Source organism: Sporosarcina quadrami, assembly GCF_014836615.1.
Classification (GTDB): Bacteria; Bacillota; Bacilli; order Bacillales_A; family Planococcaceae; genus Sporosarcina; species Sporosarcina quadrami.
Genome location: NZ_JACSQN010000015.1, coordinates 45,972 through 66,952, shown reverse-complemented (window position 1 = coordinate 66,952; position 20,981 = coordinate 45,972). Strand labels below are relative to the sequence as shown.

At 40.1% G+C, this 20,981-nt stretch carries 18 protein-coding genes and 2 riboswitches; of the genes, 14 read left to right on the top strand and 4 right to left on the bottom strand.

The genetic code is table 11. The features are described 5' to 3' along the window. Positions 1-154: 154 nt before the first annotated feature. Positions 155-1,840, bottom strand: a complete 1,686-nt coding sequence (locus H9649_RS14670) for a methyl-accepting chemotaxis protein (RefSeq protein ID WP_191695653.1) — start codon at positions 1,838-1,840, stop codon at positions 155-157. A gap of 298 nt (positions 1,841-2,138) precedes the next feature. Between H9649_RS14670 and H9649_RS14665 the strand changes: the two genes are divergently transcribed. Further along, positions 2,139-2,855 (top strand): VCBS repeat-containing protein, encoded by a 717-nt coding sequence (locus H9649_RS14665; RefSeq protein ID WP_191695652.1) that lies wholly within the window; start codon positions 2,139-2,141, stop codon positions 2,853-2,855. 152 nt (positions 2,856-3,007) lie between these two features. Here H9649_RS14665 and dapA read toward each other — a convergent pair whose 3' ends face one another. Then, positions 3,008-3,892, bottom strand: a complete 885-nt coding sequence (gene dapA, locus H9649_RS14660) for a 4-hydroxy-tetrahydrodipicolinate synthase (RefSeq protein ID WP_191695651.1) — start codon at positions 3,890-3,892, stop codon at positions 3,008-3,010. A gap of 119 nt (positions 3,893-4,011) precedes the next feature. Further along, positions 4,012-4,190, bottom strand: a riboswitch (Lysine riboswitch). Positions 4,191-4,411: 221 nt separating this feature from the next. Here dapA and H9649_RS14655 point away from each other — a divergent pair. The 6 genes from H9649_RS14655 (at position 4,412) to H9649_RS14630 (ending at position 9,818) form a co-directional block, all read left to right on the top strand. Continuing rightward, the gene (locus H9649_RS14655; RefSeq protein WP_191695660.1) at positions 4,412-4,903 is read left to right on the top strand and encodes a hypothetical protein; all 492 of its coding nucleotides are present in this window, start codon (positions 4,412-4,414) and stop codon (positions 4,901-4,903) included. A gap of 159 nt (positions 4,904-5,062) precedes the next feature. Next, entirely contained in the window at positions 5,063-6,055 is a 993-nt protein-coding gene (locus H9649_RS14650; RefSeq protein ID WP_191695650.1) for a YecA family protein, read from the top strand. A gap of 317 nt (positions 6,056-6,372) precedes the next feature. Beyond that, positions 6,373-6,478, top strand: a riboswitch (TPP riboswitch). Between the two features lie 79 nt (positions 6,479-6,557). Next, positions 6,558-7,139: a YkoF family thiamine/hydroxymethylpyrimidine-binding protein gene (locus H9649_RS14645; RefSeq protein ID WP_191695649.1), complete on the top strand. Its 582-nt coding sequence runs from the start codon at positions 6,558-6,560 to the stop codon at positions 7,137-7,139. A 1-nt stretch (position 7,140) separates the two neighbouring features. Further along, a complete protein-coding gene (locus H9649_RS14640) occupies positions 7,141-7,722 on the top strand; it encodes an ECF transporter S component (RefSeq protein WP_191695648.1) in 582 nt (193 codons plus the stop codon). Next, positions 7,709-9,085: an ABC transporter ATP-binding protein gene (locus H9649_RS14635; protein WP_191695659.1), complete on the top strand. Its 1,377-nt coding sequence runs from the start codon at positions 7,709-7,711 to the stop codon at positions 9,083-9,085. The genes H9649_RS14640 and H9649_RS14635 overlap by 14 nt, the downstream gene beginning before the upstream one ends. Continuing rightward, positions 9,066-9,818: an energy-coupling factor transporter transmembrane component T family protein gene (locus H9649_RS14630; protein ID WP_191695647.1), complete on the top strand. Its 753-nt coding sequence runs from the start codon at positions 9,066-9,068 to the stop codon at positions 9,816-9,818. The genes H9649_RS14635 and H9649_RS14630 overlap by 20 nt, the downstream gene beginning before the upstream one ends. A 70-nt stretch (positions 9,819-9,888) precedes the next feature. Here H9649_RS14630 and H9649_RS14625 read toward each other — a convergent pair whose 3' ends face one another. Then, a complete protein-coding gene (locus H9649_RS14625; RefSeq protein WP_191695646.1) occupies positions 9,889-11,619 on the bottom strand; it encodes a sigma 54-interacting transcriptional regulator in 1,731 nt (576 codons plus the stop codon). A gap of 202 nt (positions 11,620-11,821) precedes the next feature. Here H9649_RS14625 and H9649_RS14620 point away from each other — a divergent pair, with 202 nt between their 5' ends. From H9649_RS14620 to H9649_RS14590, 7 genes are all read left to right on the top strand, one after another. Next, positions 11,822-12,979, top strand: coding sequence for an amidohydrolase family protein (locus tag H9649_RS14620; protein WP_191695645.1), 1,158 nt, complete (start codon positions 11,822-11,824; stop codon positions 12,977-12,979). 18 nt (positions 12,980-12,997) lie between these two features. Continuing rightward, positions 12,998-14,356 carry an APC family permease gene (locus tag H9649_RS14615; RefSeq protein WP_191695644.1) on the top strand — a complete coding sequence of 453 codons (1,359 nt, stop codon included), beginning with the start codon at positions 12,998-13,000 and terminating at the stop codon, positions 14,354-14,356. 16 nt (positions 14,357-14,372) lie between these two features. Then, positions 14,373-15,557 (top strand): M20 metallopeptidase family protein, encoded by a 1,185-nt coding sequence (locus H9649_RS14610; RefSeq protein ID WP_191695643.1) that lies wholly within the window; start codon positions 14,373-14,375, stop codon positions 15,555-15,557. Position 15,558: 1 nt separating this feature from the next. Next, entirely contained in the window at positions 15,559-16,911 is a 1,353-nt protein-coding gene (locus tag H9649_RS14605; protein WP_191695642.1) for a glutamine synthetase family protein, read from the top strand. Between the two features lie 181 nt (positions 16,912-17,092). Further along, a complete protein-coding gene (locus H9649_RS14600; RefSeq protein ID WP_191695641.1) occupies positions 17,093-18,091 on the top strand; it encodes a dipeptidase in 999 nt (332 codons plus the stop codon). A gap of 16 nt (positions 18,092-18,107) precedes the next feature. After that, positions 18,108-19,340 carry a DUF819 family protein gene (locus tag H9649_RS14595; RefSeq protein WP_191695640.1) on the top strand — a complete coding sequence of 411 codons (1,233 nt, stop codon included), beginning with the start codon at positions 18,108-18,110 and terminating at the stop codon, positions 19,338-19,340. A gap of 84 nt (positions 19,341-19,424) precedes the next feature. Beyond that, positions 19,425-19,961: a helix-turn-helix domain-containing protein gene (locus H9649_RS14590; RefSeq protein ID WP_191695639.1), complete on the top strand. Its 537-nt coding sequence runs from the start codon at positions 19,425-19,427 to the stop codon at positions 19,959-19,961. 93 nt (positions 19,962-20,054) lie between these two features. Here the strand turns inward: H9649_RS14590 and H9649_RS14585 are convergent, their stop codons facing one another. Next, the gene (locus H9649_RS14585; protein ID WP_191695658.1) at positions 20,055-20,747 is read right to left on the bottom strand and encodes a class I SAM-dependent methyltransferase; all 693 of its coding nucleotides are present in this window, start codon (positions 20,745-20,747) and stop codon (positions 20,055-20,057) included. Positions 20,748-20,981 lie beyond the last annotated feature (234 nt).

Sequence of the window (20,981 nt, the reverse complement as noted above, 5' to 3'; positions counted from 1 at the left end):
AGTCCGGTTCAATACCGTCTTCACACCAGCCAATTAGCTGCGTAATATAAAACTCTAACTTTTAGGGGTCACATCATTTCCAAGGATGGTTTTTTTAACACGTATGCTACTAGTACTGTTTTAATAGAGACAATATATTTTGTTCATTGTTTAATTATAATTTAAATTTCAATACGAGCTGATTAAGATCTTCAGCCAGTTTCGAAAGGTCCCCTGAACTATTTGCAAGCTCTTCCATCGCACTACTAGCCTCTTCGGCGGATGCTGATGTTTCTTCTACTCCAGCAGCAGATTCTTCGGAAATAGCCGCAATTTCTTCGATGGAACTACTCATTTCTTGACTGTTTGCTGAAATATCAATCAGACTTTCCGAAATAATATTAATTCGCTTGGCCATTTCTGACACCGCTGAACTGATTCCCTCGAATGTTTCTTCAGTTGCTTGGATTTGAAGAGTTCCCTGTTCAACTTCCTTATATCCCACTTGCAGTGAACTGGCAACGATTGTCGATTCACTCTGAATACGAGATACAATTTCAGTGATCGTTGTAACGGATGCTGCTGATTGTTCGGCTAACTTTCGTACTTCGTCTGCCACTACCGCAAAGCCTTTCCCGTGTTCTCCAGCCCTGGCAGCTTCAATTGAAGCATTTAGCGCAAGTAAATTCGTTTGACCTGCAATACCTTGTATGACTGAGACGATTTCTGAAACTTCCTGTGCGTGCTCGTCCAATCCTTTCACACGTATAGCTGCATCATGGACAATTTTGTCAATGAGTGTCATTTGCTCAGTTGAAGATTTCATAAGCTCGCTACCTTGGTTGGTCATGTCCAGAACAGCACTTGATGATTGCTGAATGAATTCTCCATTAGAACTGGCATCCATGATTTTGACTACAAAGTTTTCCATTGTTGAAGATAACAAGCTAATATTTGACGCTTGAGATTCTGTTCCTCTAGCTAAATCTTCCATTGTAATGGCGATTTGTTCTGTCCCTGCTTTTACTTCATCTGCAGATTGCAATAAACCATTACTTTGCAAGGTGACGGATGTAGAGAGGGATTGAATTTGATTAAGTAAATTATGCGTGTTTACAGTCATCTCATTGGTTGAAGTAATGAGTTGCCCAATTTCATCATTTGATTTTGTTAACAGTGGCTCATGGCTTAAATCTCCTTCAGCAACGAGTTTCATCCGTTTCATAACTACGCGCAGCGGTTTAGTTATTGAATTTGGAGTGACAATCGAAATGATGATACTTAATAGAATGCCTACAACCGACAGGGTGAAGACAATAATAATTGTACGCTGCCCATCTCCTAATAAATCTTTTTCCAATTGAATGATGTGGTCTTCTCTGTCAGAAGCCAATTGTTCATACTTTCCAACTAATGGGCCTACGTTATTGTCCGCCTCTATTACGTTGTTACGTGCTGACTCAACATCGCCTTTATCATATTCAGTAAATACCTCTTCCTCAATAAAGTTATGCCACGCAGCTGTTTCTTCTATTAGCTGTTGAAATTCAACATCACTATTAAAGGTTGCGACAAATTCTTGATTTGTTAGCATCTTTTGCTTCCCGTTCTCGAACAGCTCTTTATAAAATGGATTTCCAGTCAATACATAACCCCGAGCAGCTCCCATCCCATCGTACATGGAAGCAACCAGTTGTTCATCGGCTATGAGCAATGGTAACTCTTTCTCTAAAATGGAATCAATTGAGGTATTCCCATTTTTAAGTACTGTTAACGTCAATAATGCTAAAACAACTAATAACATCAGTACAATCGAAAAGCCAAACATCATTTTAATACGGATACTTTTGAATCTTATCATTGTTTTCACGACCCTTCTTAAAGTAGATATACGATTTATATAATTATTTCATTATAGTAAAAAATAAGAGAAACAAATATATAAATTGAGTATACAACCTTATACTAAAAAATAAAAGCTTTAATTTAATCCAAACGTAATAAAAGTTGACTACAAATTTAAACCTTTAGATTCATTAAAATGTAAAATTATTACTTTAAATCAATTAAAGTACACCGGGAACAAAATTTTGTATGTAACATATAATTTAAATACCCATAGAATATGTATGACAAGAGATAATTTTAAAGGGGATATTATGAATAATTATTATACAAACACTGTCGGAAATCGGCCGATGATTGTAGCACATGCTAATGGGGATGTTACGGGGGATCGAATACCTGATTATGTGTATTTGACAGGTATCAAAACGGCGGATAGTCCATTCGTTCAGAATATTACACTTCACGTACGGGACGGTAGAACAGGCGTGATAACGAGTGTGGCACTTAAGGAAAATGTAGGCTACAATCCTGCGCTGTTTTTAGGGGATTTTACAGGCAATGGTGTGGACGAGATTTTAATAAGTATTAATACTGGCGGTAGTGGAGGGATCATGAATTATTATATCTATTCATATGCAGGCAATAAACCGGTACTGTTGTTCGATTTTGAAGCTTATAACAACCTGTACCAATACGAAGTCACCTATTTGGATTATTACAAAGTGTCAGTTCTGAGCAAGTTGAACGATGAGAAGTATATAATTGATATCTCTTTAAGAGGCATGGACTATTTAAATGAAATCTATGATAGGAATGGCAAGTTGAAACAACCAATCAGTGGGTTTGTGAACCCGTTAAGTGGATTGTATCCAGTGGATTTTGACGGCAATGGCGTCTATGAATTATTGGCTTTTCAAAAAATAGCAGGGAGATATAATGCAGATTCATTAGGCTTTATACAAAATACATTAGGATGGAATCGCAATAATTTTCAACTACAAAATCAATATCTAGCTATATTTGGTTAGGTACCTGTGCATGGAACTATTCAGTATATACAATACAATTGCAACTATATACATTAAATAAGTATTGATTTAAACATTCCTTTAGAGGGATGTGTATATATATGCAAATAGGTTGAATTATCATGAATGTTTCTTGCACAGGTACCATAATTTTAGATGATCATTTCATCATAGACAGGCAGGACTTGTTGCAAAGAATGCATTTGCTCTTTAGTAAGGGGAATCATCGGTAAACGCACGCCGCCGACTGGTACCCCTTTTAGATTCAGTGCCGCTTTTGTAGGGGTAGGGTTCGGTGCGGCAAAGAGTGCTTTCATGATTGGCAATAGTCTCCGGTGCTCTCTTGATGCACCTTGGATATTGCCTCTTTTAAAGTTACCGATCATTGTCTGCATCTCGTTCCCGATAATATGGGATGCGACTGAAACGACGCCTGCACCACCGATAGCTAGCACTGGAAGCGTGAGCGCGTCATCACCGCTGTAGAGTGAGAAACTTTTTGGAGTTCGATCAATAATTTCAGCCATGACATCTAATTTTCCACTTGCTTCTTTAATTGCAACGATATTCGGAATCCTTGAGAGTCTAACAACAGTGTCAACGTCCATATTGACGACACTTCTTCCAGGAATATTGTATAACATGATTGGCAATGATGTTGCCTCTGCAATTGTCTTAAAATGTTGATACATACCTTCTTGGCAAGGATTGTTGTAATAAGGAGTAACGAGCATGACTGCATCTACTCCAGCGTCTTCCGCAGCCATCGTCAGTTCGATTGACTCTCTTGTGTTATAAGAACCAGTTCCTGCAATGACAGGAATCCGTCCGTCCACGACAGATACCGTGAACTTGAATAAGTCGATTTTTTCCTTGTTCGTTAAAGTAGGCGATTCACCCGTTGTACCCGATACGACGAGACCATTCGTGCCGTTTGTAATTAAATGATTGATCAAGTTTTTGGTAGCGGGAAAGTCAATTTCACCTTGTCTGTCAAAAGGAGTCACCATAGCTGTTACAATTTGTCCGAAGTTCATAATTCTCCACATCCTATCATTTTTTAAAAAACAAGAGGGTGGAGGGCGAGTGATAAATGAACGCAAAAAGCTACAACGAGGGATCGTTGTAGCAGTTGAAATAATAAATTATTTCTTTTGCATAAGATAGCCCTCCATATAGTTTCCTATATGACAATCCTGAATTTGTTCAACTCAGAACCAGCTTCAAGACAAATGAGCGTCTCTCCACTTCGGCAAATTCCCCTTTCCACAATCTTCACAGGATCTCATTATCCTCTAATTGTGTACTGATGGTCTTTGCGCCTCTATCCTTACTTCAAAGTTTACGAAATAAGTGTATGTTTAATTAAATACGACTTTACCTGTTATTACTGTAGATTGCAAGTATTAAATGTTGAAATGCGAAAAAATACTGAATTTAGTTGTGAAAAAGTAGTAACTAATTTCATTTAATGAAATCTCATCATATACGAGAACAAACCTGATGAAATATGCATACTATAATTAGGCATGGGCTTAACTAATGGAGGTTTTCGTATAATGGATTTTCGTTCTTTTAGCGGTAAAGTGATTATGATTAATGATTTCTTCGTTATGCAGAATGATCCCGATATGGGATGTTTTAAATTGTTCACGGTAGATAATGGGAATGGTGCGGTCGTGAATTTTGTTGTGGAGCCGACGACATATTTTGTGAACCATGTGAATGTGAAAGTAGGGGATCAAGTTACGGGCTTCTATGATATCAACGTCCCGGTACCACTTATCTATCCTCCTCAATATCGAGCAGTTGTCATGGCGAAAGAGCAAAGAGATGAATTTGTAGCAGTAAGTTTCTTTAATCAACAACTTGTAAGCAGTGATGGCAGTCTGCAGTTAAATATCAATGCTAGAACTCCAATCTTGCTTGAAAATGGTCAAACTTTTTCAGGAAGTCCGGTCAACCGTAATTTAATCGTCGTCTATAGTGCGACGACAAGAAGTATACCTGCACAGACAACGCCTAAACAAATTATTGTCATGTGCTAATAGTTATAATTAGCAGGCAGAAAAGAGCCTATCAAATCAGAGTCTATGATTTGATAGGTTTTTTACATGCAAGGTCGTGCGAAAATAGCGACAGTTTAACGTTTGGACAACAAGTGATAAACTAACAGAGGAAATCTAATAGGCAGGGAAGTGTTTGTAATGGTAGGACGAAATGATAAATGCCCTTGTGGCAGTGGCAAGAAATATAAGAAATGCTGTGAGTCGAAACAGACTGTGACGATAGAAGAAGTAGCAACAGAAGAACTAGAACGCATGCTTCAGACGTTTTACGAGGAATACCCGGAGCGAAAGGATATCCAGGAGTATTTGGATAATGCAAACAACTGGAAGCGGGAATTACGGACGTTTTACATGGAGGAAATGATTGAAGCGATTGTCATGGATGAATTCTTTTTCAACCATCGACCTGATATATGGCAAGGTTATTTGGAGAAACAAAGAAAGAAAATTCTACGACCGTCCGTGTTACGGGTTCTCGATGACTGGCAACAACCCCGCGCATTCATCGGAGAAGTAACAGATGTGGACGATGCTTTCATGACGGTTAGAATGGTTTTAACAGATGAAGTAATTAAACTCCGCCGTGAAAGTGAAAAGCCTGTACCGGTCGGTGTGCATGTATACTGTTTTATCTTGCCTGATGGTACTGGAAGTGAAGGTCAATACTTGGCAGTTTCTAGTCTGATTTTCTTCCCGACGGATCATAAGCAAGTGTTTGCAGATTTTGTGAACTCGTTTAACGAGCAAGAAGGACAAGCTGTTCAATCCTTTATGAAAGAATACGCATTGACTTTCTGGAAGATGCTTGGGGAAGATCACTATGAAGGTGGCGAATTCACGAATTTCGAAGCCGGTGTTTTATTATCAGTCATAGAGTTTTTTGAAAAGCAGCAAATCCAATCCGAAGCATTAGTGGAGTTCGTAGAAGATTTTCTAGTTGAACAGCAGCCAAATGCTCGTAAAGAAGTCGCGATTGCGGCTGGCGCCATCCGTTTCGGGCAAGAGAAAGGGTATTACGAACCGCTTGAAATGACATTAAAAGAAATTGCAGAGTGGTTTGACGTATCACCTTCTTCTATGAATAAGTATTATAAAGAATTACTGGCGTATGATGATCAAAAAAATGTGTGAACGAGTTCGTAAATAGAAACCGATTCTGTGCGTCTTTTAATTTAGAGAAAACAAGGTTCAAATCTCTTTTTGGAAATCAAGGGAGGTCACTCGCACTCAGAACCCACCATCTTGAATAAGTTTTTTCTGGAGTAAGTATGAAGTCGCTATATAAAATTTCATAATAAATATGTATTTTAACAAATAACAAACGATGTCTATATCAAAAGTACGAGTTTGCAAGAATTCATTTACAAAGAAAAAGCAATCGACTATACTGGGCTCAACATAAGAAATTACGATTGAGCGGACGACTGTTCAATCCAACTGCATACCGTTTTCTGCACTGGGGGTGCCTATTATGGCTGAGATGAGAGCAACTGCTCCGATCCCTTATAACCCGATCAAGATAATGCTTGCGTGGGGAAGTGTAGTCACTTTCCGAGTGTTTTCATATTGGATAAGTAGCTACATCTTCCGGGATGTAGTTTTTTTATGGAAAAAATCTCAGGAGGTTTTACAGATGGAATGTGGATTAAGCCCAATCATAGGATTTCGTTTTTCGCTATATCCGATGGCAGACAATTTTGTGGAAGTGATCAAGGGAGCACTTAGTGAAACGGATACGTCGAATGTGTGGATGCATACAGATGATGTATCGACAGTAATTCGTGGAAAACAAATACATGTCTTCAACGTGGCAAAAGCGATTGCGTTAAGTGCCGCAAAGACAGGAAAACACCTTGCCTTATCTGGCACGTTTTCAGCGGGGTGTCCTGGTGATACGACAGGAGATGTCTATTTGGACAAAAGCGATGAAATTGCGAATAGGGATGCTACAAAACAATATGTGTCCTCACAATTTGCACTTTATCCGATGAATAATCCAATGTATATGGACATTATTTATAAGGAAGTGGACCGTGCAAAACAACAGGGTGTTTTTAATGATTCCATGCATTATGCAAGTGGAATACATGGTGATATCCATGAAGTATTTGCATTTTACGAGGAAGCTTTTTCGAACGCTAGGTCAGATGATCATAAGCATCTAGTGATGACGGTATCCATGAGCATAAATAGCCCGTCCCACGGAGGTCGGTGACATGTTAAAATCTTGGAAGTTAAAAGAAGTTGTCCTCATGTCTTTGTTTTCGGTAGTATTTGGGATTATCTACTTGCTATTTTTACATGCCGGCAATATTTGGGCAGGGTTCATCGGGCCAATCGCTTATGAATGGATCTTCGGTATATGGTTCATTGTCTCAATTATTTGTATGTATATTATCCGGAAACCTGGAGCTGCCGTCATATCGGAAACAATTGCTGCCGCGGTTGAAGTCCTACTTGGAAATGCAGTTGGACCACGACTAATTCTTGCAGGAGTCGTCCAAGGGTTGGGAGCGGAAGCAGCCTTTGCGGCGACTGGATATAAAAAGTTTAATATTTGGGTTCTCATGCTTGCAGGAATCGGCGCATCCATCTTTAGTTTTGTGTACGGCTATTTCATGGGAGGCTTTACAGTGTTCAGTACAGGATATGTGTTACTCATGCTTGGTCTACGCATCATGAGTGGTGCACTCATTGCTGGGGTTGGCGGTAAAGCTGTCGTCGATGGATTGTTAGCGACCGGATCACTTCGCGGTTATGCCATTACGAGAACCGCTAAAGGTGATGCGCGTGTCTGATGTCATTCAGTTTATAGATGTAAGTTTCAGGTTTCCTGATGAGGAGAAAGTGATACTGGACCACTTATCGTTCTCCGTTAAAGCGGGAGAGAAAGTTGTCATTACTGGGCCGAGTGGAAGTGGAAAAACGACATTGCTCTATTTGTGCAACCGGCTCTATCCTGAAAATTGTGATGGTGTTATGAACGGTTCACTAAAATTGTTTGATAAGGAAAGTTCAAAGTACGCACCGGGTGAAGTGAATCATAAAATTGCGACGGTATTCCAAGATCCTGACGCTCAGTTTTGCATGATGACTGTCGAAGAAGAGCTTGCATTCACATTGGAGAATCTGAACATTCCTCGTGAAGAGATGGATGGCAAGATTGCAGCAGTCTTGGAGTTGACGGGGTTGACTGACTTTCGCAATGCTGTCATCCAACAACTTTCGGGTGGAGAGAAACAACGGATTGCGACAGCTTGTGCGTTGATCATGGAGCCAGAGGTACTGCTTCTGGATGAACCTATTTCACATCTCGATCCATATACAGGGAAAAAGTTCATCAGCTGGCTTGATGAACTTCAACAGGAACGGGCGCTGACTGTCGTTGCAATTGAACATCGACTCGATTTATGGGATGGTTTCTTCGACAGGGAAATTGTATTGGAAAGCACGAACAGAGTAAACGAATTAATGACTAGAGAAAGTTCCATACAAGGTAGTCAATCACTATATGTAGAGGCTGTTCATAACGATTCATTTTTAAAACCTGTTTCTTTCCATCTCCAAAAAGGGGAGGTTGCTGTGTTGGCTGGACCGAATGGGAGCGGTAAATCGACGTTGTTAAAAGCATTATGTCAGCTAATACCCGCCAAAGGCACAGTGACGCCCGATCGGTTGGGGTATGTACCACAATCACCTGAATTTCTCTTCATTACAAAATCTGTGCGAGATGAGATAGCATTTGGTGGTGGCACAGAAGTGGAAACATTGCTGGAGCGACTCTATTTGCAGAACGTAGCAGAAGCTCATCCTTTTGCAGTGAGCCACGGACAGAAAAGAAGAGTGGCGATAGGAGCAATGCTTGCAGATGGTAGGGAAATCATCTTAATGGACGAACCGACATCTGGTCAAGATGCTGCATCTTTATCTGAACTTTATGAGTTGATCGATGAACGTGCTCGGCAAGGGACGACGTTTTTAATTGTCACGCATGATATGGAGTTTGCGAGTGCTATTGCAGATTCGGTTCTTCTTATGGATGAAGGGCAATTGACAGGGAAATTCAATGCTGAAAGTGTTTGGGCAAGTGAAGACTTATTAACTGCCCATCATCTTCTAAAGCCGAAAGGTGGGACGCCACGTGAAGTCTGCTTTGCATAATATGAATCCTTCTGTAAAGTTCCTCATCATCACAATTTGTATGTTCACATTGGCATTCTTTTTCAACCCGTGGACACCGCTTATTGTCTGGATCGGTGTGTTGCTTGTCCAATTGTTATTCAGTCGCATCAATTGGAAAGTATGGACTCTTTTCATGATTCCTTTTGTCATTATGGCATTCGGATATTTTTGGACGACGCTCGTCTTTGCGGAAGAGAAAACGGGACCTGTCGTGTGGACAATTTTAAATATGGAAATTAGGGAAGTTCTCTTGAACCATGCTTTAGCATTGAGTTTCCGAGTACTTGCTTTCTCGGGATTATCGTTATTGTTCGCATTAACGACAAAACCGGTATCATTCATATTAAGCTTAATGCAACAGATGAAATTGTCCCCAAAGATCGCTTACAGCATTCTCGTAGGCTATCAATTCTTGCCTGTGTTAAAAGATGAGTTTGTTCAAATCCAACAAGCCCACCGGCTGAGAGGGGCGACGCAAAAAGGGAACATTATTACCCGCTTGCTGAATATGCGTAAAATATTGTTGCCGATGCTGGCAGGAGCAGTGAGGAAATCGGAACGGGCCGCATTCGCAATGGAAGCAAGAGGATTCACAGGAGAAAAAAGAACAAGTTTTTACCACATCATTGGGATTGGTAAACTAGATGTATATATGGCTGCATTATTTTTAATGCTCCTCATTGTAAGCTGTGCAAGTAGTAGCTTTATATAGTGCAATTTTGAAAGGGCTGTCATCCGTACACAGCCCTTTCTTTTTTTGTTCACTGAGCAAATCAAACTCTTTACGTATCTCCACGTAAGTTTTCAATTTCATATTTACGGATTTTATAGTTCAGACTTTGCCTTGAAATGCCCAATTGATCGGCGGCGTTTGTGATATGGTAATTTGTTTTGATCAATGTACCTATAATCATTTCCTTCTCAAATGCTTCCACGCGGTCTGTTAAAGAAAGATTGGAGTTAACTGCATCGTTGTGGAAAATAGTTGTTGGCTCACAATTATTCTGAGCAGAGAGATAAGTAGGAACATGTTCTTCTCCGATGATTTTTTCATCATGAAGGATTGCTAGAACTCCTTCAATAATATATTCTAGCTGTCTAACATTACCGGGATAATCATAGTTCGTGAAAATATTCATCGCCTTGTCAGAAACCGTTACAAATTCGCTTGTGAAAAGTGTCTTTTTTTCATTGATGAAGTGTTCGACCAATAGAGGAATTTCTTCAATTCTCTCCCGGAGAGGAGGGATTCTCAACGTGACTCCACTCACTATATAAAAGAAATCCTCTGATAAATGCCGGTTTTTAATAGCGGTTTCTGGTTTTTCATTCATTGTGCATATGAAACGGACATTAAACGGTATTTCTACGCCGTCCTCTCTCCTGTACACTTTCTTATCTTTAATGACGTTAAATAATCTATCTTGTAATGAGAGTTCTAGACAATTGATTTTATCCAACAATATGGTTTCACCGTTGACTTGTTCAAGTAAACCATTCGACCTTTCATCGCCAAATAGTATTTGTTCAATAAATTGAGTAGGCAGTGAGCTGCAGTGCAATGTGTAAAGCACGCCGCTTTTTTCAGTGATCGTATTAACTAGTCGTCTTTTGCCGACACCGCTTTCCCCATAAATTAGAATATTGGAAGATGATTTTGAAGCACGCTCTGCATCTAGCAAAATCTTTTTCATTGATTTCGTACAATGAATAAAATCAGTACTCTTGTTTTTTTCGTCAATAGTGCTAACAACCGAAGATGAATTTTGCTCATATGGAGCTTTACTTAATTCGAAGATGGCATTCCCTAACTCACTCATATTAGATAAATCTTTTACTGTGGATAGTGCACCTATTTTTTGATTTCCCAAAAATAAAGGTGTGTTCACTTTTCTAACATCATATTTTTTACCACTTCTCGAGAAAAATGACTCATTCTGAATGATTACTCTTTCCGTTGTTAACGCATTGAGTAATGGATCGTTTGTATATGTGGTTTCCGGAAAAACTGTCGTGTATTGCTCCCCAAGGATGCTTGAAGGTTCTTTCGTATCAAATTCACCTATTTTTTTATTGTAAAAGACTATTTTTTGGTTGGAATCTACAAAACAGATTCCATCGTCAATTTGATCAAGAATGCTATGAAATAATCGTATTTGCCTTTGCGCCATACCCAAGTCAGCTGTAAGTTGATGGAGATTGGTTATGTTTTTCAAAATGATGAAGACATTTTCTTCATTACTAAAACGAAAATTACCCATTAAATGGTGCATTCCAATAGTCAGATTGATGTTCCGCATATCTTGTTTGTGATCGTAAAATAACTTCAAATCTTTCGAAGAAATTAATTCTTTTATTTGTTTCCCAATGAGACCGCTTACATGTAACTTCGGAAAAAAATCGAGAACGGATTTATTTATCGTTCTGATAATACCTTTTTCATCGGTAATGATAACCCCTTCGAATAGGAGGGGCGTCAATTCTTCTAAATGTAGCTTATTAGTGTGTTTCAATTTCAACCACCTCTGAAAAATAATTTTCACTTTCTTGAAGCAGATCTAAAAAATCATATAATTGAGTCTATCATATTCTGGTGCATAGTTGTCCATGATTTTTTATTGAGAAAAAAACCTGAGTATGAAAAATATTTTTCGCAAAATAGTTGTCGATGAGGTTGTGTACTCATCAATCGCTACAAAGAAGGGGAGAGAACTAATGGAAAATGTGAGTTTAAGAGGAGTTAAAGTCGTTGATGTGCATGCGCATCCTTTCACAGAGAGCAAGTCACCGGAATCTCCAGTTAGCTTCCTCAGAAAATTATCTTTGTCTGTCATTCCAGAGATGTTTTCAAGTTTAGAAGGAATTGAGAAGCACCAACCGTATCCAGGTTCAAATATGTGGATTCAAATCCTTTTACGGAATATGGCTACGTATTATTCCTGTGAGGAGGATTTAACAGCAATTGTTAATGTGCGAAATCAAAAAGCAGAAGACTACCCAGCTTATACAAAAGAGTTATTTCGGGATGTCAACTTAGTTGGAGCTATTATGGACTTTGGCTATCCTCAACCACCAGTCGACCATGCGGAATTTGAAGGAATGACGGGTGCACGTATTTGGGAAATCAGCCGGATTGAGCCGATTATGGTTTCATTGGCTACAAAAAATTTAAACTTCGATGATTTTATTAACCAATATAGAAAGCGCTTGCAAGATGACTTGAAGGATGATCAGGTTGTCGGATTGAAAACAATCATTGCCTATCGAAGTGGTCTGGAAGTTTTCGATATGAACAAAGAAGACGCGGAAAAAGATTACGAGAAGTTTGTAAGGGATGAGAGGGTACCGGCAAAGGCATTTCGGGATTACTGTTTCCATATTGCTATGGAAGCGTGTACTGAAGCAGATAAATTTATGCATATCCACACAGGAATAGGTGATGGAGAAGTAGTGATGACAAAAGCGAGCCCGAGTTTCCTTTTGGATACGTTACGAAAAGAAAAGTATAAGGACACAAAAGTCCACCTTGTTCATGGAGGTTATCCATGGATGGAGGAAGCGGCATTTATCGTCAGTATCTTGCCTAATGTGTACATGGATATCTCGTTACAAAACCCATTTTCTGGTCATGGTGTCGAGCGTATCATCTCACAAGTTCTTGAACTCGCACCATTTGACAAAGTCATGTATGGGTCAGATGCCTTCACAGTCCCAGAGATGAATTGGATGGGTGTAAAGCTTTTCATTGACTGCTTCGAACGGGTATTGAATGAGTGGGTTAAAAAAGATTATATGAGCTCGGAAAAAGCGAAATTCATTGGTGAAATGATTCTATATCGGAATTTCGAAAAAATATATAACATCACAGTTTAATCGACAGGGGGAGAATGTATGGGGAAAGATTTTAAACTTGATTTACAACCCAAAAGAACTTTGAAGTTCTGGCATATTTGGGCGCTTGGGGTGGGAGCAGTTGTAGGAGATGGGATTTTTCTGTTAATGGGACAAGGGATTGCTGTAGCAGGACCGAGTTCTATCTTATCGTATATTATTGCAGGCTTGTTCCAACTATTTCTAATACTTGCATTGACGGAAATGGCGGTTGCTATGCCGAATGCAGGGGCAATGTCCATGTGGGTAGAACGCTTCATGGGTAAGTCCTGGGGGTTCTTAGCAGGAATAACGTTTGGTATCGGTTGGATTATTGCAGGCGGTAGTGTTGGTTTAGCGCTTGGAAAGATTACAATGTGGTTCTTCCCAAGCTTAACAGCAGCTTGGTGGCCAGCGTTTTTTGCGATACTCTTTATTACGATTTTTGCGCTTATCAATATGGCGGGAGTAATGTTCGCTGCTCGACTTCAACTTTACCTTGTAATGTCGTTAGTCGGTGTAATGGTCATATTTGCGATTGTTGGCTTTAAAGATGTGGATATGAATAACTTTACGCCATTTATGCCGTACGGTTTGGATGGATTTTTCGGAGCTATCCCAATGGGTACATACGCTTATCTTGGTGCATTGACGTTAGTGACAGCGGGAGCTGAAGCGATTAATCCGGAACGTGATTTGCCAAGAGGACTAATATGGTCAAGTATTACGTTCATAGCCATTTACTCATTTGCTCATTTTGTATTGCAGGGTATCATTCCATACACTGATGTGACTATTGATAGTTCGCCTTTTACTGTTGCGGCAGGTAAGGTATTTGGTGTCGCGGGTGCGTTCATTATGAATGCTGCAGCATGGATTGCGGCAGCTACGACAATTTTGATGGGTACGATATATGCGACATCAAGGATTTTTTATCAACAGGCGAGGGAAGGAATGTTGCCGAAGTTTCTCGGTGCCATTCATCCGAAGACTTTAGCTCCTGTTAATGCGATTATCGTTATTTGGGCGGCAACGATTCTTTTAATTTTCATTGGACAATTCAATCCTGATTTTATTTACGTCGAATTGTCGAACCAATTGGTAGTCGCATGGCTGTTTTCTTGGAGTCTTGCACTGATTGCCAGTGTCATCTATCGCTTCAAGCATAAAGACGAGATTGCCAAATTACGCTGGAGACAGCCTCTTTTCCCACTATTTCCGATTTTAGGGTTCATCGGAATTGTGATTGTGCTTTACGGATCATTCGTCAATGACTTGATGACATTAGTGCGCGGTGGCATATGGCTTGCAATACTCTTTGCTTTGTTCGCCATATTTAATAAATCTGCCTTTAAAAGACAGAAACCTGAAAGTAAGTAGAGAGGTGAAATGAACGATGTCTAATGAGTTCAAGCGGTTAAACGCTAAAATAAGTAAAGAAATCATTGCAATACGTAGACATTTACATCAACATCCTGAATTGTCCTTTATGGAATATGATACTTCAAGTTATATTGCGAAAATTCTTGATGCGTGGGAAATACCGTATAAGAAAATTGGGGAGACGGGCTTATATGTAGATATCATTGGATCTAAAGAAGGTCCAGCAATCGGATTGAGAGCGGATATCGATGCATTGCCTATTCAGGAAGAATCGGACGTCCCATACAAGTCCAAATATGAGTCTATCATGCATGCATGTGGACATGATGGCCATACCTCGATTTTGCTCGGTGCAGTTCATGAATTGCATGCTATTCGGGAAGAGCTTTACGGGACTGTACGTTGTATTTTCCAACCAGGTGAAGAAGCTGATGGCGCTGCGCTTGCCCTTATTGAAAAAGGTGTGTTGAAAGATCCGAAAATTGAAGCTGTAGTAGGCCTTCATCTATGGCCGTATTTACCTTTTGGTTCGGTAGGTGTAAAAGCGGGAAGTATGACGGCTTCATGTGATGATTTTAAGATTGTCATCAAAGGAAAAGGGGGACATAGTGCCCGCCCTCACGAAGCCATTGATGCCATTACGGTTGGCGCGCAATTAATACAAAATCTACAGTCAATCACAGCTAAAAACTTTAACCCCGTTCTTCCAAAGGTTATCCATGTCGGGAAATTTACCGGCGGAGAAGCAAGTAATGTCGTTGCAGATACAGTTACATTAGAAGGTACTGTTCGTGCGTTGCAACCGGATGTGCGTGAACAATTACGGACTGAAGTGGAGAAGGTATGTCGCGCAGCAGAATGTCTGTGGGAAGCAAAAGTTGACGTTGAATTTGTATTAGGTGCACCACCAATTGAAAATGATAAGTTTATTTCAGATGAATTTGAAAAGATGGCAAAGGCATTACTTGGTGAAAAAAATGTTTTTGAATTGAAGGTTCCTTCAATGGGTGCGGATGATTTTGGGTACTTCTCTGAATCTGTACCAAGTTTATATTTCAGATTAGGTATTAAAAAAGAGGATGAAATATCTTATGACCTTCATCATCCGAAATTCCATTTCGACGATGCAGTACTGGCTACGGGTGTTGAATTGTATGTTAACTTTGCAATTAGTCTATTGAAGAATGTGAGGGTATGACATGGAGAAGGTGACAACGAAAGAAGATGTGTTAAAGAGGATTGAAGAAGAGGGTATTGACTATATACGGATTGAGTTTTTAGATTATGCAGGGGTGACCCGGGCACGTACAATTCGCAAAGAATTTATCGCTGGCGCGATGGAGAGTGGAGTGAATTTCAGTGCGGCTATTATGGATTTCACGATGTTTGACACGTATGTACCTAATCCATTATATGGAACCGATAGTGGAGATTTTTTCGCTATGCCGGATCCGGAAACATTCGTCGTTTTGCCGCACCGTAGAAAAACAGCTAGAATGTATTGCGACTTAGTTGATGAGAACGGTAATCCTTGGGCGGGCTGTCCTCGTAGCATATTGAAGAAGTTGCTTAAGGAAGCGGAAGATATCATGGGCGGCAAATTGTTCATGGTTTATGAGCAAGAAGCCTATTTATTGAAAGAAGAAAACGGGAATCTAGTGCCTGCTGATAACAGTGCTTGCTTTTCGTCTGATGGATTGGATGAACAAGAAGAGTTCGTTCAAAAGTTCATCGAGTCGATGGCTGAAATGGGTTTAGAGACGGAACAGATGTCCAGTGAATTCGGTCCTGGTCAAGTTGAAATCAATTTAAAATATGACCAATGTCTGAAAGCGACAGATGATCAAGTGACATTCCGACAGTTGTTCAAGCATTTGGCGAGAGACATGGGTATGGTAGGTACACTTGCTCCAAAACCATTCGACAACTTACCTGGCAGTGGACTGCATATTCATATCAGTATGTTTGATGAAAAACAAAACTTATTCAAAGATTTGAATGACAGTCGTGGTCTCGACCTTTCTGATAAAGCCTATCACTTCATCGGTGGGATTCTCCATCACGGTAAAGCATTATCAGCTATCGGTGCACCAACAATGAATTCATATAAGCGGATGATTCCTGGATCATGGGCACCTGCGCATATTTGTTATGGGGCGGGTAACCGATCAGTCTTGGTTCGCGTTCTTGAGCCGAGAAGGGAAAGAAGATTTGAATACCGCGGTGCTGACGGGACATGCAACCCATACCTCCTTTCCGCTGCGCTCGTTGCGGCAGGATTACACGGTGTCAGACAACGGATGGATCCAGGTGTACCTCTAGAACAAGATGCAGGGACATTATCCAATCAAGAGCTAGAAGCTTTAGGAATTGAATGGGTACCTCGCAACTTGAAAGAAGCATTGGAGCATCTATCAAAAGATACAATTCTGGCAGAAAGCATCGGAAGAGATATTTGGCAGGAATTCATCAAGGTGAAGAATGAAGAATGGAACCAACATCATAACCGAGTTGATGAATGGGAAAGAAAATTGTACGCTAAAATTTATTGATAGAAGTAACTGTATCAATAGATTACATCACGCCCCCCAAGCCGAAATTACTAGGCTTGGGGGTTTTGAAATTGTAACAAACCGAATGAAACGTCGAAAGAATTTAAAATATTACTTGTTTCAATATAGAAGATAAATTATAATATATTAAAATACATGTACTTTTGAGGGGGGGATGGATTTGAAAGTATTTGATTTGCATTCGGATTTATTTACCGATATTGCTTTCAGAAAAAGTAATGGTGAAAAGAATGTGTTTGATCGGCTACATTATCCGAGATTGCGCAAAGGGTTAATTGACTCTGTTATATGTGTATTTTGGGTAGAACCAGAATTTCGCAAAGATCCATTAGCCCGTTTTAATCAGTTACTTCAGTATGTTATGGAGGATCTGAGTACATCTAAGCATGCGAATATATGCATTTCAGCTAGTGATTTTTTAGATTCGCAGAAGTCAGCTAAGGTTAATATCATTCTAGGTCTTGAAGGAATGACGTTTATGAAAGAGTGGGGGAAGGACTCGATCAATGAAAACGTTGAAAGCGCTTTCGAAGAATTGCATGAAAAAAACATCAGGCACGCGATCTATGCATGGAATGAAAATAATTTCTTGGCGAGTGGAACAGGTGCTTATAACGAAACGATACATAAGGGACTTTCCGTTACTGGCAAGCAAGCGACTACAATCGCAAACGCACATCATTGGATAATGGATGCCTCACATCTCGATGAACAATCATTTTGGGATCTCTATAATATGAGTGATCAGCCAATAATTGCGTCCCATAGTAATGCGAAAGCAATTTGTGACCATGAACGCAATTTGACAGATGAACAAATGAGAGCAATTGCATCAAGAGGAGGCCTTATTGGTCTGAATGCACATAATGAATTTATCGATAAAAACCAACCGAGTGCAGACCGTCTAATCGATCATGCAGTGCATATGGCTAATGTAGTTGGCCCGGAACATATTGGTTTTGGTTTCGATTTTCTGGATTTCCTGACTCCGCATGACTTAGGAGATGATTTTAGTGGAGCAACTTGTGGCTTAGAGAGGGTTGAACAAGTGCCGGCTTTGCTAGAAAAAATGAAGAACAGAGGTTTTTCATCGACAGACTTGGAAAAAATCAGTTTTTCAAATGCATTTAATTTTATTAGCAAACAATTAAAGGGATGAAAATGGGGGAAGAGACATGGAAAACACGTTAATCAAAGCGGATGATATGATCACCCTTTGGGGAATCATTGTCGTCTGGGCGGCAGTGAGTATTTATTTGGAACAACGCTTTACATGGGCAAGTAAAATATCAGGCGCTATCATTGCGCTTATCGGGGCAATCATCTTATCAAATACTGGCGTCATTCCAACAGATTCACCGGTTTATGATGCAATATGGGCATTTATCATTCCACTAGCGATTCCATTATTGCTGTTTCATGTGAACTTCAAGAAAATCTGGCAAGAAAGTGGCCGGATGCTAATTATTTTCCTAATCAGTTCAATTGGTACAGTTGCCGGAACAATCATTAGTTTTTTCTTACTAAAAGATCATATTCCGTACTTGGATAAAATCGGCGGCATGATGAGTGCGTCGTATGTAGGCGGCGGCGTCAACTTTGCGGCAATGGCCGGTAAGTTTGAAACACCAGGAGAGATGGTGTCGTCAACGATTGTTGCGGATAACCTAATGATGGCACTCTATTTTGTTGTGTTAATGACAATTCCAGCGATGTCGTTTTTCCGTAAACGCTTCAAGCATCCTCATGTGATGGAAGTAGAAGCTGCAACAGTAGCAGGCAACACTGACGGAAAGACTTTGGCAGAAGGCTTCTGGGCAAGAAAAGAAATTTCATTGAAAGATATGGCTTTGTCTGTTGGTACAGCGTTTTTCCTTGTCATTATCGCTTTCAAATTGGCAGCATTTTTGGACGGACTTATTCCTTCCGGTGAAGACGTGTCCTTTTTCATTAACTTGCTAAATGGCCTGTTTGGAGATAAGTACCTGATTTTGACGACGATTACATTCATTGCATTAGCACTGTTCCCAAGGTACTTTGAAAGTATTAATGGTAGCCAGGAAATCGGGACGTTCCTCATTTACTTGTTCTTCGTAGTCATCGGTGTTCCTGCATCCATTCCGATGATCATCCAAAACGCACCATTGCTGTTAGTGTTCGTTGCAGTAATCGTAATCGTCAATATGATCGTTTCGTTGACGGCAGGGAAGTTGCTAAAATATAATCTTGAAGAAATTTTGCTCGTTAGTAACGCTAATATCGGTGGGCCGACAACAGCTGCTGCAATGGCTATCGCTAAAGGGTGGAAAAACCTGATAGGGCCTATATTAGTCGTAGGGACGCTAGGGTACATTATCGGTAACTATATCGGAACAACACTCGGTTTGTGGTTTGCGACGATGCTTTAATTGAAAGTGCCTGGCGGTTTTCGGACTGCCAGGTTTTCTTATGTTATGATGGATAGAATTATAGGTATAAACGGGGTTGGTAATATGTTTGACGGACAAAAGATAAAGAAATTGAGGACTGAGCAGACTTTGTCATTAAAAGATCTATCCGATCGTTCGGGAGTAAGTGTCAGTATGATCAGTCAAATCGAACGCAGAAATACGGATCCGACACTGACGACGCTGTATAAGTTATGTAAAGGACTCGATGTCTCGATATCTACGTTACTCGGGACGGACGAACAGGCTTTGCAACTTGTCCGAAAAGGTGAACGCAAAACAATTAGTTTTCCGCAATCGAATTCAAAATACGAGTTGCTGACGCCAATCAACGAAGGTACGATTGAAATGATTAAAATCCACTTGGAGCCCGGTCAAGAAGATCAGCAGCTAATTGAGCATTCAGGTGAAGAATGCGGATATGTATTGCATGGAGAAATGACGATCGTACTTGGCGAGGATGAGCATATTCTCTATGAAGGCGACAGTATCCGATTCAAAAGCATGACGCCGCACCGGTTTTTCAACCATACTGACGAAACCGCCGTCTCTGTCTGGGCGATGACAGGACGGGTGTTGTAAAGGTTAGAACTTTTATAAGTAAATGAAAAAAATAGCAGCTGCCTTCTGGATTCAGGAGGCCGCTGCTATTTTGAAATCTCATTTAAAGGTAATTCACTTCTTAACTTTAATTCGATACGAGAGACATTCATTTAATGAAACGAGTGGGGAATAAACCCATTCGTCATAATCCATAGCTCCACCTGGGAAAATTGCTTCGATCTTCAAGCCGGCTTCTTCGCATAACTTGCTAATTTCTTCAACTGTATAACAGCGAAGTGACTGGGTCAGGGCATTTTCCGGTTGTTCCGGATGCCACCAAGTATCAAGCATGCGCTCATTATCTACGTCATACCCATATTCTCTCTCCGCTTTGTCGAATCGCATTTTTTGACCACTTATCTTGCGCCAATATACGGGATTATAAATATCAATCAAAGCGCAGCTATCATCCTTCAGCCATCCTGATATACGCTTGAGCAAATGCAATTGATCAATATCGTCTCCAACTCCAAAACCATCCATATAACTAACAACATCGAATTGCTGATCCAATTCAATCGTGTAAAAATCGCCACATAGTATCGTTATTGAGTTGTCGGAAATTGATCTTGCATAGTCGACAAGCTCAGGAACTAACTCTAAGGTAGTCATTTGGGTTCCGCGCCTTGACATGGCTCTTGCCAACATGCCACTGCCTGCTCCGATATCGAGCATGGACGTAAAAAGCTTGCCGACTTGTTCGTGGATTTCATCTACTTGTGTAGCGAGCTCTTTTTCCATTTTAAACTCTATTTGTGAATCCATTAATTCAAATTGCAACTGATAATAGGGAACTACCCAAGATTGTTCTGTCAAATCGATTCCTCCTAGTATTTGTTTTATCAAATAGTAGTTGAAGGAATTAAGTATAGTAATGTCAAAATTTTTCACCTCTTATAAATAGAATACTAAAAGTTTGAAACATTGTCTATGCGAAAAAAGGAAAAAGCAGAAGGTTAGGATGCCTTCCGCTTTTCCTTAAATGATGTGCGATCTTGT

Coding starts and splice junctions, on each gene's coding strand:
- H9649_RS14640 (WP_191695648.1), top strand. CDS start 7,141: ATGTTAAAATCTTGGAAGTTAAAAGAAGTTGTCCTCATGTCTTTGTTT.
- H9649_RS14585 (WP_191695658.1), bottom strand. CDS start 20,747: ATGGATTCACAAATAGAGTTTAAAATGGAAAAAGAGCTCGCTACACAA.
- H9649_RS14645 (WP_191695649.1), top strand. CDS start 6,558: ATGGAATGTGGATTAAGCCCAATCATAGGATTTCGTTTTTCGCTATAT.
- H9649_RS14595 (WP_191695640.1), top strand. CDS start 18,108: ATGGAAAACACGTTAATCAAAGCGGATGATATGATCACCCTTTGGGGA.
- H9649_RS14610 (WP_191695643.1), top strand. CDS start 14,373: ATGTCTAATGAGTTCAAGCGGTTAAACGCTAAAATAAGTAAAGAAATC.
- H9649_RS14605 (WP_191695642.1), top strand. CDS start 15,559: ATGGAGAAGGTGACAACGAAAGAAGATGTGTTAAAGAGGATTGAAGAA.
- H9649_RS14620 (WP_191695645.1), top strand. CDS start 11,822: ATGGAAAATGTGAGTTTAAGAGGAGTTAAAGTCGTTGATGTGCATGCG.
- H9649_RS14650 (WP_191695650.1), top strand. CDS start 5,063: ATGGTAGGACGAAATGATAAATGCCCTTGTGGCAGTGGCAAGAAATAT.
- H9649_RS14665 (WP_191695652.1), top strand. CDS start 2,139: ATGAATAATTATTATACAAACACTGTCGGAAATCGGCCGATGATTGTA.
- H9649_RS14635 (WP_191695659.1), top strand. CDS start 7,709: ATGCGCGTGTCTGATGTCATTCAGTTTATAGATGTAAGTTTCAGGTTT.
- dapA (WP_191695651.1), bottom strand. CDS start 3,892: ATGAACTTCGGACAAATTGTAACAGCTATGGTGACTCCTTTTGACAGA.
- H9649_RS14615 (WP_191695644.1), top strand. CDS start 12,998: ATGGGGAAAGATTTTAAACTTGATTTACAACCCAAAAGAACTTTGAAG.
- H9649_RS14590 (WP_191695639.1), top strand. CDS start 19,425: ATGTTTGACGGACAAAAGATAAAGAAATTGAGGACTGAGCAGACTTTG.
- H9649_RS14670 (WP_191695653.1), bottom strand. CDS start 1,840: ATGATAAGATTCAAAAGTATCCGTATTAAAATGATGTTTGGCTTTTCG.